Annotated in this window: 13 protein-coding genes; 7 read left to right on the top strand and 6 right to left on the bottom strand. The window is 73.2% G+C overall.

Annotated elements, in window-relative coordinates:
* Positions 1-107 precede the first annotated feature (107 nt).
* The 4 genes from PUR61_RS29635 to PUR61_RS29650 all read right to left on the bottom strand — a co-directional run bounded on the left by PUR61_RS29635 (position 108) and on the right by PUR61_RS29650 (position 3,498).
* The gene (locus PUR61_RS29635) at positions 108-959 is read right to left on the bottom strand and encodes an amino acid ABC transporter permease (RefSeq protein ID WP_329882561.1); all 852 of its coding nucleotides are present in this window, start codon (positions 957-959) and stop codon (positions 108-110) included.
* Complete coding sequence (locus PUR61_RS29640; protein ID WP_329882562.1) at positions 956-1,606, bottom strand: amino acid ABC transporter permease; 651 nt, start codon at positions 1,604-1,606, stop codon at positions 956-958. Before PUR61_RS29640 ends, PUR61_RS29635 begins: the two co-directional genes overlap by 4 nt.
* 87 nt (positions 1,607-1,693) lie before the next feature.
* Positions 1,694-2,602 (bottom strand): glutamate ABC transporter substrate-binding protein, encoded by a 909-nt coding sequence (locus tag PUR61_RS29645; RefSeq protein WP_329882563.1) that lies wholly within the window; start codon positions 2,600-2,602, stop codon positions 1,694-1,696.
* A 122-nt stretch (positions 2,603-2,724) separates the two neighbouring features.
* A complete protein-coding gene (locus tag PUR61_RS29650) occupies positions 2,725-3,498 on the bottom strand; it encodes an amino acid ABC transporter ATP-binding protein (protein WP_329882564.1) in 774 nt (257 codons plus the stop codon).
* A gap of 441 nt (positions 3,499-3,939) precedes the next feature.
* Here PUR61_RS29650 and PUR61_RS29655 point away from each other — a divergent pair, with 441 nt between their 5' ends.
* On the top strand, positions 3,940-4,695 hold the full coding sequence (locus tag PUR61_RS29655) for a response regulator transcription factor (RefSeq protein WP_329882565.1): 756 nt from the start codon (positions 3,940-3,942) through the stop codon (positions 4,693-4,695).
* 6 nt (positions 4,696-4,701) lie between these two features.
* Positions 4,702-6,141: a sensor histidine kinase gene (locus PUR61_RS29660; RefSeq protein ID WP_329882566.1), complete on the top strand. Its 1,440-nt coding sequence runs from the start codon at positions 4,702-4,704 to the stop codon at positions 6,139-6,141.
* A 46-nt stretch (positions 6,142-6,187) separates the two neighbouring features.
* On the opposite strand, the gene PUR61_RS29665 is transcribed toward PUR61_RS29660, so the two are convergent.
* Positions 6,188-7,207 (bottom strand): TAXI family TRAP transporter solute-binding subunit, encoded by a 1,020-nt coding sequence (locus tag PUR61_RS29665; RefSeq protein ID WP_329882567.1) that lies wholly within the window; start codon positions 7,205-7,207, stop codon positions 6,188-6,190.
* Between the two features lie 72 nt (positions 7,208-7,279).
* Here PUR61_RS29665 and miaB point away from each other — a divergent pair, with 72 nt between their 5' ends.
* Positions 7,280-8,779, top strand: coding sequence for a tRNA (N6-isopentenyl adenosine(37)-C2)-methylthiotransferase MiaB (gene miaB, locus PUR61_RS29670; protein ID WP_329882568.1), 1,500 nt, complete (start codon positions 7,280-7,282; stop codon positions 8,777-8,779).
* A gap of 77 nt (positions 8,780-8,856) precedes the next feature.
* The gene (locus PUR61_RS29675; RefSeq protein ID WP_329882569.1) at positions 8,857-9,555 is read left to right on the top strand and encodes a class III extradiol dioxygenase subunit B-like domain-containing protein; all 699 of its coding nucleotides are present in this window, start codon (positions 8,857-8,859) and stop codon (positions 9,553-9,555) included.
* A gap of 21 nt (positions 9,556-9,576) precedes the next feature.
* On the opposite strand, the gene PUR61_RS29680 is transcribed toward PUR61_RS29675, so the two are convergent.
* A complete protein-coding gene (locus tag PUR61_RS29680; RefSeq protein WP_329882570.1) occupies positions 9,577-9,840 on the bottom strand; it encodes an antitoxin in 264 nt (87 codons plus the stop codon).
* Positions 9,841-10,010: 170 nt separating this feature from the next.
* Between PUR61_RS29680 and miaA the strand changes: the two genes are divergently transcribed.
* From miaA to dapF, 3 genes are all read left to right on the top strand, one after another.
* The gene (miaA, locus tag PUR61_RS29685; RefSeq protein ID WP_329882571.1) at positions 10,011-10,988 is read left to right on the top strand and encodes a tRNA (adenosine(37)-N6)-dimethylallyltransferase MiaA; all 978 of its coding nucleotides are present in this window, start codon (positions 10,011-10,013) and stop codon (positions 10,986-10,988) included.
* Between the two features lie 227 nt (positions 10,989-11,215).
* Positions 11,216-11,746: a hypothetical protein gene (locus tag PUR61_RS29690; RefSeq protein ID WP_329882572.1), complete on the top strand. Its 531-nt coding sequence runs from the start codon at positions 11,216-11,218 to the stop codon at positions 11,744-11,746.
* A 134-nt stretch (positions 11,747-11,880) separates the two neighbouring features.
* The gene (gene dapF, locus PUR61_RS29695; RefSeq protein ID WP_329882573.1) at positions 11,881-12,789 is read left to right on the top strand and encodes a diaminopimelate epimerase; all 909 of its coding nucleotides are present in this window, start codon (positions 11,881-11,883) and stop codon (positions 12,787-12,789) included.
* Positions 12,790-12,940: the final 151 nt, after the last annotated feature.

Below are 12,940 nucleotides of genomic sequence, written 5' to 3' on the forward strand. Positions count from 1 at the left end.
CCGGGGACCTCCGGGCAGGGGCAGGTCGACGGGGTGGCGTCATATGCCGCGTGGATGCTCCCGGATGGTGTCACGAAGAGCAATGCAACAGTTCACCTGCGTGTCCGTCAAGCAGCAGCTGAAGTGCGCCGGTTCGCGCCGCGTCGGCCACGTGCCTCGATCCACCGGGCGAGCGCGGTGAGCAGCAGGCACATCGCGATGTAGATCGGCCCGATCACCAGCACCACGGGGATGTAGGGGAAGCCCGCGGCATTGAGCGGCTGGGTGGCGATGGCCTTGCCGACGAACAACAGCTCGGGGTAGGTGATGATGAAGCCGAGCGACGTGTCCTTGAGGGTGACGACCAGCTGGCCGATCATCGTGGGCAGCATCGAGCGGACCGCCTGCGGGACCAGGATGGTGGTCATCACCTGGCTCTTGCGCAGGCCGAGCGCATATCCGGCCTCTCCCTGGCCCCGCGGGACGGCGTTGACGCCGCTGCGGATGATCTCGGCCTGGACCGAGCCGTTGTAGAGGGTGAGCCCGAGCACCAGGGCCCACATCGGCTCCTTGGCGAAGAAGGCGTAGTAGAGCGCGACGATCAGGATCAGCAGCGGCATCGCCCGGAAGAACTGGACGAAGGAGACGGCCGCCCAGCGCACCGGCCGGTGGTCGGAGAGCTGTCCGGCGGCGAGCAGCGCGCCCAGGGCGAGCGAGCCCACGGCGGCCAGCGCGAAGGCCTCCACGGTGGCCAGCAGGCCGTCGACGATCCGCTGCTGGATGGTGTTGTACGCGAACGCGTCCCAGAGCTCGGCCTCGAACTGGCCGTTGTCGGCGAGCGCCGTGACGGCGTACCAGAGCAGGCCGGCGATCGCGAGCAGCGACAGGACGCCGAACGCGCGGTAGCGGGAACGGGCCCGCGGGCCGGGGGCGTCGTAGAGGACGCTGGCCGTGGAGGGGCGGGTGAAGAGGGAGATCATCGGGCCACCGCCAGTCGGGTCTCCAGGAAGCGGAACAGCAGGGCGATGGTGGCGCTGATCGCGAGATAGGCGCAGGCCACCCAGAAGAAGATCGCGAAGATCGAGTAGCCGTCCTCGGAGAAGGTCTGCTGCGCGCTGTACAGCTCGCTGACGCTGAACGCGCCGGCGATCGCCGAGTTCCTCGGCAGGGCGATGAAGACGCTGCTCATCGGGGCCAGCACGGTCCGCGCCGCCTGCGGCAGGACGATCTGGGTGAGGGTCTGGCCGAAGGTCATGCCGAGGCTGCGGGCGGCCTCGGCCTGGCCGAGGGGCACGGTGTTGATGCCCGAGCGCAGCACCTCGCAGACGAACGCGGCGGTGTACCCGCCGAGGGCCAGCACCGCGAAGGTGAGGTGGTCGAAGTGCACGCCGAGCGGCGGGAGCCCGAACGTCACGGCGAAGAACAGCAGGGTGAGCGGGGTGTTGCGGAAGAGCGTCACCCAGGCCGTGCCGAAGCCGCGCAGCACCGGGACGGGGGAGACCCGGAAGGCCGCCAGCAGGGTGCCCAGCAGCAGGGCGAGCAGCGCGCTGAGCGCGCTCAGCTCGATCGTCTGCAGGAAGCCGTCGCGGAACAGCGCGAAGTTGCCGTCCTCGAACAGGAATCCCATCCGGCGGCCCTCCTCTCAGGGGGTCGGTGATTCAGGTGGTCCGGGGGAGGGTGGTCGCCGCCGGACGGGGCCGGCGGCGACCGGAGGTCAGTAGCGCTCCAGGGCCGGCGGCTGCGGGGCGGTCGAGCCGGAGAGGCCGAGGGTGGCGTCGTAGGCCTTCTTCCAGTCGCCGTTGTCCTGGTGGGCCTTGAGCGCGTCGCTGATCGCGTCGCGGAGCGCCTTGTCGTCCTTGTTCAGGCCGACGCCGTAGTTCTCCTTGGTGAACGGCTTGCCGACCACCTTGAGCTTGGGCGCGTACTTGGAGGCGTAGCCCTTGAGGATGGCGTCGTCGGTGGTGACCGCGTCGACCTCGCCGGACATCAGCTTCTCGACGCAGGCGGAGTAGGTGTCGAACTGGGTGATCTTCGGCGAGTACTGCTGGATGTTCTTGATCGAGGTGGAGCCGGTGGCGGTGCAGACGTTCTTGCCGTTGACCGACTCCGGGCCGGTGATCGTGGTGTTGTCGGACTTCACCAGCAGGTCCTGGCCGGCGATGTAGTACGGGCCGGCGAAGGAGACGGACTTCTTGCGCTCGTCGTTGATGCTGTAGGTGCCGACGTAGAAGTCGATCTGGCCCTTGGAGATCGCGGGCTCGCGCTGCGAGGAGACCAGGGTCTGCCACTTGATCTGCTGCGGCGTGAAGCCGAGGTCGGCGGCGACCATCTTGGCGATCTCGATGTCGAAGCCGCTGCGGTCGTTGGTGGCGAGGTCCTCCCAGCCGAGGAACGGCTGGTCGGACTTGGCGCCGATGATCAGCTGGCCGCGCTTCCTCGCCTCGGCCAGGGCGGGCGAGTCCACCTTGACGTCGGACTTCACGGCGTAGGTGGGCAGGGCCGGCGCGGAGCTGCTGCCGGAGCTCGCCTTGTCGGCGCCCGGCGTGCCGTCCTTTCCGCAGGCGGCGGTGGCGGTGAGCGCGACGGCACAGAGCGCGACGGCGAAGGTGCGACGAGTCCTCATGAGGGTAGCTCTCCTGGGGCTTGGCCACGGTTCAACCGGGCTCTGGCGGAGGGAAGTTCGTTTGCGGCAGGCGGGCCGGCGGCGGCGCCCGTGCCGCCGGCGGCCGGAGCCGGCCCGGCGGGTCAGTGGTGCAGGATCTTCGAGAGGAAGTCCTTGGCGCGGTCCGACCGGGGCGCCGTGAAGAAGGCCTCGGGGGTGTTCTGCTCGACGATCCGGCCGTCGGCCATGAAGAGCACCCGGTTGGCGGCGGAGCGGGCGAAGCCCATCTCGTGGGTGACGACGACCATCGTCATGCCGTCGGCGGCCAGCTGGCGCATGACCTCCAGCACCTCGTTGATCATCTCGGGGTCGAGCGCCGAGGTGGGCTCGTCGAAGAGCATCACCTTGGGGTTCATCGCCAGCGCCCGGGCGATCGCGACGCGCTGCTGCTGCCCGCCGGACAGCTGGGCCGGGAACTTGTCGGCCTGCGCGGCGACGCCGACCCGCTCCAGCAGCTCCCGGGCGGTCCGCACGGCCTGGTCCCGGGCGATGCCGCGGACCTTGACCTGCCCGATCACCACGTTCTCCAGCACGGTCTTGTGCGCGAACAGGTTGAAGCTCTGGAACACCATGCCGACCTCGGCCCGCAGCCGGGCGAGCTCCCGGCCCTCGGCGGGCAGCGGGCGGCCGTCGATGGAGATCGTGCCGGAGTCGATGGTCTCCAGCCGGTTGATCGTCCGGCAGAGCGTGGACTTGCCCGAGCCGGAGGGCCCGATCAGGACCACCACCTCGCCCTGGGCGATCTCCAGGTCGATGTCCTGGAGCACGTGCAGTGCGCCGAAGTGCTTGTTCACATTGCGCAGGACCACCAGAGGAGCGGCGTCGGCGCGGGAGTCCTTGGTGAGGCTCGTGGTCATCGCGCCTGCTCCCTCGTGTCGGCCCAGGAGAGACGAACTCCCTTGGGCGGCAATGGTGGTAGGAATCCCGAGGGCCGCGGCCGGCGGAGCCGCAGCCCTCGGTGGGCTGACCATAGGAGCCCTGACGGTGTCACGTCAGCCGATCTGAGCGGAACTTGAGGATCACGATCCGGCCACACGCCGGGTGCGGACTGTTCACCGGGGCCCTGTACGGGCACAGTGACAGCGTCCGGCGCCCCCTGTGACGGCCCCGCCGGGCCGCGGTGACAGCGGGCGCCCGCCCCGCCGCTCCCCGTCCCACCGGGTTCCGGCGGCCGGTCGAGCCTGGCGCCCGGGCCCCGGCTGGCCCATACTGCGCAGGACCGGGACCTGCCCGGGAGGGGGGCCGTGGCGACCACGAGAAGACCCCCGGGAACGTCGGGGAGAGGAGGAAGAACCGAGATGCGACTACTGCTCGTGGAGGACGACGAACGCGTGGCCGCGGCACTCGTCGCGGTGCTGGGCCGGCACGGTTTCCAGGTCAGACACGCCCGCAGCGGCCACGAGGCGCTCGACGCGCTGGTACCGGACGGCAACGAGCCCTATCGGGTGGTCCTGCTCGACCTCGGACTGCCCGACCGCGACGGTTTCGAGGTGTGCAGCCGGATCCGCGCCGGCAGCGGCGTACCGGTGATCATGGTGACCGCGCGCGCCGACATCCGCTCCCGGATCCACGGCCTCAACCTCGGCGCCGACGACTACGTCACCAAGCCCTACGACATGGGCGAGCTGCTCGCCCGGATCCACGCCGTGGCCCGCCGCGGCACCGCGCCGGCCGCCGTCGCCGCCCCCGCGCCGGACGCCGTGCCGCAGCAGCGCGGCCCGCTGGAGTCCCGCGGCATCGTGATCGACCGCGAGCGCCGCCGGGTCAGCGTGGACGGCCGGGACGTGCCGCTCACCCGCAAGGAGTTCGACCTGCTGGCGCTGCTCGCCCAGAGCCCCGGCGTGGTTTACCGCCGCGAGCAGATCTTCAGCGAGGTCTGGCGCAGCGGCTGGGAGGGCAACGGCCGCACCCTTGAGGTGCACATCGGTTCGCTGCGCACCAAGCTCGCCCTGCCCGGCCTGGTCGAGGCCGTCCGGGGCGTCGGCTACCGGCTGATCCCCGAGTCCCCGGCCGCCGTCGCCGAGACGCCGCCCCCGGCCCGCGCGGAGCACTGACCGCACGTGCGCACCCGCCTTCTCGGCATCCTGATCGCGCTGATGCTCTGCGTCCTCGCCGCGCTCGGACTGCCGCTCGCCGCCGCGGTCGCGGCCGCCGAGCAGAGCCGGGTGGTGGTCGACCGCCTGGACGACGCCGCCCGGTTCGCCCAGGACCTGCCCACCTCGGGCGTGTCCGGCCTGGAGTCCGCACTCAAGGGCGACCCGCAGCCGGCCCCCGGCGACCTCAGCCGCCGGCACGCCCTGGGCAACGAGGTGGTCCGCTACCACGAGCTGTACGGGGTGCGGATCGGCATCTTCCAGCGCGACGGCATGCCGATCGCGGTCGCCCCGGCCGACTGGCGGGTGCCGGTCGCCGGCTGGGGCGAGCAGGCCTTCCAGGAGGCGCTCGACGGCCGGCGCAGCCACAACCCGCCCCAGGTCTGGCCGTGGACCCCGGACCGGACGCTCACCGTCGCGACCCCGGTGGTCCGGGACGGCGACGTGGTCGCGGTAGTGCTCAGCGAGTCCCCGACCGGCGCGCTGCGCACCCGCGTCCTGCATCGCTGGCTGGTGATCGGAGCCGGTGAGGCGGCCGCGATGATCGTCGCGGTGCTGCTGGCCGGCCGGCTCACCGAATGGGTGCTGCGTCCGGTCCGCACCCTGGACCGGGCCACCCACGACATCGCCACCGGCCGGATGAACGCCCGGGTGGCGCCCGGCGGCGGACCGCCCGAGCTGCAGCGGCTGGCCCGGTCGTTCAACGAGATGGCCGACCACGTGGTGCTCGCCCTCGACCAGCAGAAGGCCTTCGTCGCGGACGCCTCGCACCAGCTGCGCAACCCGCTGGCGGCGCTGCTGCTGCGGGTCGAGGTGCTGGGCCTGGAGCTGCCCGAGGGGCACGACGAGGAGCTCGGCGGGGTCCGCGAGGAGGGTGTCCGGCTGGCCCGCGTGCTGGACGACCTGCTCGGGCTGGCCACCGCCGAGCACGCCCGCCCCGAGCCGGAGCCGACCGACCTCGCCGTGCTCGCCCTCGCCAGGGCCGACGCCTGGCGGCCGGTGGCCGCGCAGCGCGGGATCGAGCTGGCCTGGGAGGGGCCGGCCCTGGCGCTCGGCCTGGCGGATCCGATCGGCTTCGGGAGCGCGTTGGACGCGGTGCTCGACAACGCGATCAAGTTCGGGCCGGACGGGAGCCGGGTGCGGGTGCTGGTCGCGGTACGGCGTGACGAGGTCGCGGTGACCGTCTCGGACCGGGGGCCGGGCCTCACCGAGGAGGAACTGGCCCGGGCCGGCGACCGGTTCTGGCGCAGCGCGCGCCACCAGAACGTGGACGGTTCGGGCCTCGGGCTGTCGATCGCCCGCACCCTGCTGCAGGCGGCGGGCGGCTCGCTGACCTTCGGCGCGGTCGTGCCGACCGGTCTGGCGGTCACCCTGGCGGTGCCGCGGGCGACCAGGAAGCAGCTCTAGAGCGCCCCGGCCGGGCCCCGGCGGCAGCCGGTCGCCGGGGCGGCCGCTACGGCTTGACCGAGCGGTAGTAGCGCATCGCGCCCTCGTGCAGCGGGAGCGGGTCGGTGTAGACGGCGGTGCGCAGGTCGACGAGCTGGGCGGCGTGCACCTGGGCGCCGATCTGGTCGCGGCTGTCTATCACCGCCCCGGTCATGCCCTGGACCAGGTCGTCGTCGACGTCGGCCCGGGTGATCAGCAGGTTGGGGACGGCCACGGTGGCCACGGCGTCCTTGGGCTCGGCGTTGGGGTAGGTGCCCTTCGGCATGGTGGCCGCGCGGTAGGCGTCGGTGCCGCCGCCCTCGACCTTGTGGACCGCCTCGGCGAGGTCGCCGAGCGGCACGATCCTGATCCGGACGTGGTCGGACAGGTCGGTCAGCGCGCTGGTCGGCAGTCCGCCGGACCAGAAGAACGCGTCCAGCTCGCCGGCCCGCAGGCCGTCGGCCGCGTCGCCGATGCCCAGGAAGGCGGGCTTGATGTCGCGGTCCGGGTCCAGGCCGGCGGCGGCCAGCAGCCGCCGGGTGACCAGGTTGACCCCGGACAGCGACTGGCCGACGCCCACCCGCAGGCCCTTGAGGTCGGCCGTCCGGCGGACCGGCGAGGAGGCCGGGACGACCAGCTGGAGGTAGTCGTCGTAGAGCCGGGCGATCGCCCGGAGCTTCTCCCGGCCGGGCCCGGAGTACTGGGCGACGGCGTCGGCGGTGGCGATCGCGAAGTCGTCGCGGCCGTTGGTCACCCGGGCCAGGTTGTCGATCGACCCCTCCGAGTTGTCCAGCCGCAGCCGGACCCCCGGCATCGCCTTGGCGACGTGGGTCTCCAGCAGCTGCCCGTACCGGTCGTACACCCCGCGCTTCACCCCGGTGGCGAAACCGGTGTCGCCCTGCGGGTAACCGGGCGAGCGGCTCTCCGAGAGCCACCAGCCGCTGAGGCCCGCCGCCACCAGGACCAGCACCATCGCCACCCGCCAGAGCGGGCGGCGGGCCGCCGTGCGGACGGCGCTGCCGAGGTGGGTGCGGGTGTCGGGGGCCATGCAGGGATAGTGCCAGGCGCATGCGGCGAACGGGAGGGGAAAGTCGTTCGCGGCTGCCCGTACCCTGGTCGGGTGAGCGGTGACAGCGGATCGAAGAGCTACAGGGTCGTCACGTACGGCTGCCAGATGAACGTCCATGACTCCGAGCGGCTCTCCGGGCTGCTCGAGGACGCCGGGTACGTGAAGGCCGGGCAGGAGGGCGACCCCGACCTGGTCGTCTTCAACACCTGCGCGGTCCGGGAGAACGCCGACAACAAGCTGTACGGCAACCTCGGGCAGCTGGCACCGGTCAAGACCCGTCACAAGGGCATGCAGATCGCCGTCGGCGGCTGCCTGGCCCAGAAGGACCGCGACACCATCGTCCGCAAGGCCCCCTGGGTCGACGTGGTCTTCGGCACCCACAACATCGGGCACCTGCCGGCGCTGCTGGAGCGGGCCGCGGTCGAGCGCAAGGCCCAGGTCGAGATCCTGGAGTCGCTGGAGACCTTCCCCTCCACCCTGCCCACCCGCCGCGAGTCCGCGTACGCCGCGTGGGTCGCGATCTCGGTCGGCTGCAACAACACCTGCACCTTCTGCATCGTCCCGGCGCTGCGCGGCAAGGAGGAGGACCGCCGCCCCGGCGACGTCCTCGCCGAGATCGAGGCGCTGGTCGACGAGGGCGTCATCGAGGTCACCCTGCTCGGCCAGAACGTCAACGCCTACGGCTCCGACCTGGGCGACCGCGAGGCGTTCTCCAAGCTGCTGCGCGCCGCCGGGCAGATCGAGGGCCTGGAGCGGATCCGCTTCACCTCGCCCCACCCGCGCGACTTCACCGACGACGTGATCGCCGCGATGGCCGAGACCCCGAACGTGATGCACCAGCTGCACATGCCGCTGCAGTCGGGCTCGGACACCGTGCTCAAGGCGATGCGCCGCTCGTACCGGCAGGAGCGCTTCCTGGGCATCATCCGCAAGGTGCGGGAGGCGATGCCGGACGCCGCCATTTCCACCGACATCATCGTGGGCTTCCCCGGCGAGACCGAGGAGGACTTCGAGCAGACCATGCACACGGTCCGCGAGGCCCGCTTCACCAACGCCTTCACCTTCCAGTACTCCAAGCGCCCCGGTACCCCGGCGGCCGACATGGCGGACCAGATCCCCAAGGCCGTCGTCCAGGCCCGCTACGACCGGCTGATCGCCCTCCAGGAGGAGATCTCCTGGGACGAGAACAAGAAGCAGGTCGGCCGCACCCTGGAGGTCCTGGTCGCCGAGGGCGAGGGCAAGAAGGACGACAGGACCGACCGGCTCTCCGGCCGCGCCCCCGACAACCGGCTGGTCCACTTCACCCGCCCGTCGGAGCCGGTCCGGCCCGGCGACATGGTCACGGTGGAGATCACCTACGCGGCCCCGCACCACCTGCTGGCCGAGGGGCCGGCCCTCGCGGTGCGCCGCACCCGGGCCGGGGACGCCTGGGAGAAGCGCCAGGCCCGGCCGGCCGCCAAGCCGGCCGGCGTGATGCTGGGCCTGCCGTCCGTCGGCGCCCCGGCGGCCCTGCCGCTCGCCGCCCCGGCGGGCGGCTGCTGCGGCGACTGAGCGAGCTCCGCGCGCGGCGGCCCGGCGGGATCACGGATCCGGCCGGGCCGCTCGCGTTGTTCGTTACAGTGATCCACATGCTGGTTGCCGCCGCCGTCTGCCCCTGCCCGCCGCTGCTCGTCCCGGAGGTCGCCGCCGGGGCGGCCGCCGAACTGGAGCCGCTCCGCGCGGCCTGCGACGAGGCGGTGGCGGCGGTGCTCGCCGCCGCTCCGGACCTGCTCGTGGTGGTCGGCACCGGCCCCGAGCCCGAGGTGTGGACCGAGGGCGGCGCCGGCTCCTTCCACCGGTACGGCGTGCCGCTGGTGGCCGCGCTGCCGGGCGGCCGGGCCGAGGGTCCGGAGCTGGCGCCCGCGCTGACCGTCGGTGCCTGGCTGCTGCAGCGGGCCGGGGTGACCGTGCCCACCCACGCCTGTGCGGTGCCCGCCGACGCGCCCGCCGACCGGATGCTCGGGCTGGGACAGGGCCTGGCCGGCCTGGCCGACCGGGTCGGGCTGCTGGTGATGGGGGACGGCAGCGCCTGCCGCTCGGTCAAGGCGCCCGGCTACCTGGACGAGCGCGCCGAGGGGTTCGACGCCGCGTCGGCGCGGGCCCTGGGGTCGGCGGACACCGCGGCGCTGGCCGCGCTGGACGCGGACCTGGCCGCCGAGCTGAAGGCCGAGGGACGGGCCCCCTGGCAGGTCCTGGCCGGCGCCGCGGAGGGCGCCGGCCTGACCGGGCGGCTGGGCTACCAGGACGCCCCGTACGGGGTGGGTTACCTGGTCGCGGCCTGGAGCTGACCCGCCGGGCGGGGGCGTCCGTCAGACGGTCGGCCCCGGGGTGCCGCCGGCGGGGGCGTCGGGGCCGGACGTCGGGGGCTTGTGGGCGAAGTCGTCCACCGCCCCCTTGGCCTTGCTGGTGCCGTGCTCGATCTTCTCGGCGTACTTGCCCTTGGTGGCCTTGTCGATCGCGCCGCCGGCTTTGTCGACCGCCTGCTCGATCTGCGCGCTGTGCTTGCCGGCGAACTCGCCGGCCTTGTCCTTGAGCTCTCCGGCCTTGCCCTTGAGGTTGTCCATCAGACCCATGGCGCCTCACCCTTCCTCGTCCGTTTCCCTCACAACGTCCGTCGCGGGCGAACCGTTCGCAAGGACCCGGCGCGGCCGAAAACGGAGGTAATCGGTCATATGGTCGCCCGATCGGACGGGCCGGCCGGGGAGGGCCGTCGGCGGGTCGCCGTTTTTGGCAGACTTGACCGGTGAGCAGCTCCCCCACCGCCCCGCCCGCCCGCCCCGTCGAGCCCGGCCGGCCCCGCGTCGTCTCGGTCGTCGGCGCGACCGCCGCCGGCAAGTCCGACCTGGCCGTCGCCGTCGCCCGCGCGCTCGGCGGCGAGGTGATCAACACCGACTCGATGCAGCTCTACCGGGGCATGGACATCGGCACCGCCAAACTCACGACGGACGAGCGCGGCGGGATCCCGCACCACCTGCTGGACATCTGGGACGTCACCGAGGCCGCCAGCGTCGCCGAGTACCAGCGGTCGGCCCGGGCCGTGATGGACCGGCTGCTCGCGGCCGGCCGCACCCCCGTCCTGGTCGGCGGCTCCGGGCTGTACGTCCGGGCGGCGATCGACGAGATGGAGTTCCCCGGCACCGACCCGGAGGTCCGCGCCCGGCTGGAGGCCGAACTGGCCGAAGCCGGCCCGTACGTGCTGCACCGGCGGCTGGCCGCACTGGACCCCGCCGCGGCCGAGGCGATCCTGACCGGCAACGGCCGGCGGATCGTCCGCGCGCTGGAGGTCATCGAGATCACCGGGCAGCCGTTCACCGCCAACCTGCCGACGAACACCGCCGTGTACGACGCCGTGCAGATCGGCGTCGCGGTGCCCCGGCCCGAGCTGGACGAGCGGATCACCCTGCGGGTGGACCGGATGTGGCAGGCCGGGCTGCTCGACGAGGTGCGGGAGCTGGAGAAGGTCGGCCTGCGGGAGGGGCGGACGGCCTCCCGGGCGCTCGGCTACCAGCAGGTGCTGGACCACTTCGCGGGGGAGTGCACCGAGGACGAGGCGCGAGCCGAGACCGTCCGGGCCACCAAGCGGTTCGCCCGGCGACAGGAGTCGTGGTTCCGCCGGGACGACCGGATCCACTGGCTCGCCCGCCCGGCCGGCACCGATCCGGTCGAGCTGCTCGGCTGCTCGCTGGAGCTGATCGACCGTCAGGAACCCGCCGTCCGATAGGCGGTTTCCGGCCACCCGGCGGTGCAGCTGCGCGCGCAGACGGCCGTGCAGGACGACCCGGCGGTCACGGCCGGATCACGTGATGGCCACGGATCACCCGTCTACCCCGGTCAGGCCCGGAACGCCCCCCTGGACATGCCATCATCGATGCCATAAGGGATCGGCCGGGCGGCCGATCGTGCCCGGCCGCGAGTTCGCACTCGTGTCGAACTGTCAGGGGAGGCCGCGTGTCGACGGGTACCGGCCCCGAAACCGGCCAGAGCGCCGGACAGCGGAGCGGCCGTGCCGCCACCGCGCAGGCCGACGGCCTCGACGCCTCGACGCTGCCCGATCTGCCGGTCCTGCCGGGCCTCGACGCACCCACCTCCTACGCGGTCGCCCTGCCGGCGCTGGACAGCGCCCCGGCCGGTGCCGTGCACGAGCGTGAGATCCGCCCGCGCCGCCGGCTCCGCTGGTGGCAGACCCTGCCGATCGCCCTGCTGGCCACCGCCGGTTCGCTGATGTTCGCCTTCCCGCTGGCGTTCGGCTCGGCCGGGGCCGGATCGGCGATGATCGGGATGCTCGGCCTGCTGCTCACCGCGGCCTCGGTCGGCTGGGGCGCGATGGCCGCCCGGCACGCCGGCTACAAGTGGCCGGGTCTGCCGCGCCGCGGCACCGGCGAGCGGGCCGGGTGGAAGTCGATCGTGATCTACACGCTGATCGTGCTGGCCGCCTGCGCGCTGGCCCTGTGGCGAGTGGTCCGGCTCTCCGGTCGGTAGGGCCCGGGTGCGGCCGTCCGGTTCGTCCGCGCGGTCCGTCCGTCCCGTGCTGCCCCGTCCGTCCGCCCCGCCCGCCCGTCCGCCCGGTGGAACCGGAGCGCGGCCGTCCGGCCCGGCTCGGTAGCATCGGGAGGGTGACCGCCTCCTCCGCTCAGCCCGTCGGCCTCCCCTTCCTCAAGGGGCACGGCACCCAGAACGACTTCGTCATCGTCCCCGACCCGGACGGCCGGCTGGACCTCGGCCCGCGCGCCGTCGCCGCGCTCTGCGACCGCAGGGCGGGGATCGGCGGGGACGGGCTGCTGCGGGTGGTGCGCTCCGCCGCCGACCCGGCCGCGGCCGGCCTGGCCGACCGGGCCGAGTGGTTCATGGACTACCGCAACTCGGACGGCTCGATCGGCGAGATGTGCGGCAACGGGGTCCGGGTCTTCGCCCGCTACCTGGTCGAGGCCGGGCTGGCCGAGCCGGGCGAGCTGGCGGTGGCCACCCGGGCCGGGGTGCGGACGGTGCGGATCGCCGAGGACGCCGAGGACGGCACGCCCGGCGAGGTCACCGTGGACATGGGCCGCGCGGTGCTGCCCGGCCCGGACGGGATCGAGGTCGCCGTCGGCGAGCGGCGCTGGCCGGCCCTGAACGTGAACATGGGCAACCCGCACGCGGTGGCCTTCGTCGAGAGCCTGGACCACGCCGGCGACCTGCTGGCCGCGCCGGCGACGAGCCCCGAGGGGGCCTACCCGGAGGGCGTCAACGTCGAGTTCGTGGTGGACCGGGGCCCGCGCCACGTCGCCATGCGGGTGCACGAGCGCGGCTCCGGCGAGACCCGCTCCTGCGGCACCGGCGCCTGCGCCGTCGCGGTGGCCGCCGCCCGCCGGGACGGCGTCGACCCGGCGGTCACCGGCGAGGCCGTCACCTACACGGTGGACGTCCTGGGCGGCCGGCTGATGATCACGGAGTACCCGGACGGCCGGGTGGAGAAGACCGGTCCGGCGGTGATCGTGGCCCGTGGCGAGCTGGAGCCGGGTCTGACGGCCGCACAGGAGGGGTGACACCCGCACGGCAGTGCGGAGCCGGTCGCGTCGGGCGGTGTGGTTGGCCGGTTTGCCCAATCCGTATGCGGCCGAATCCCCCCGTTCGGGTGATACCGATGACGGACGGGAAGCAGGGCATCGCGGAACGTGCTCTGCTCGGTAGCATGGA

The sequence above is a fragment of the Streptomyces sp. BE20 genome, assembly GCF_036322525.1.
Lineage (GTDB): Bacteria > Actinomycetota > Actinomycetes > Streptomycetales > Streptomycetaceae > Kitasatospora.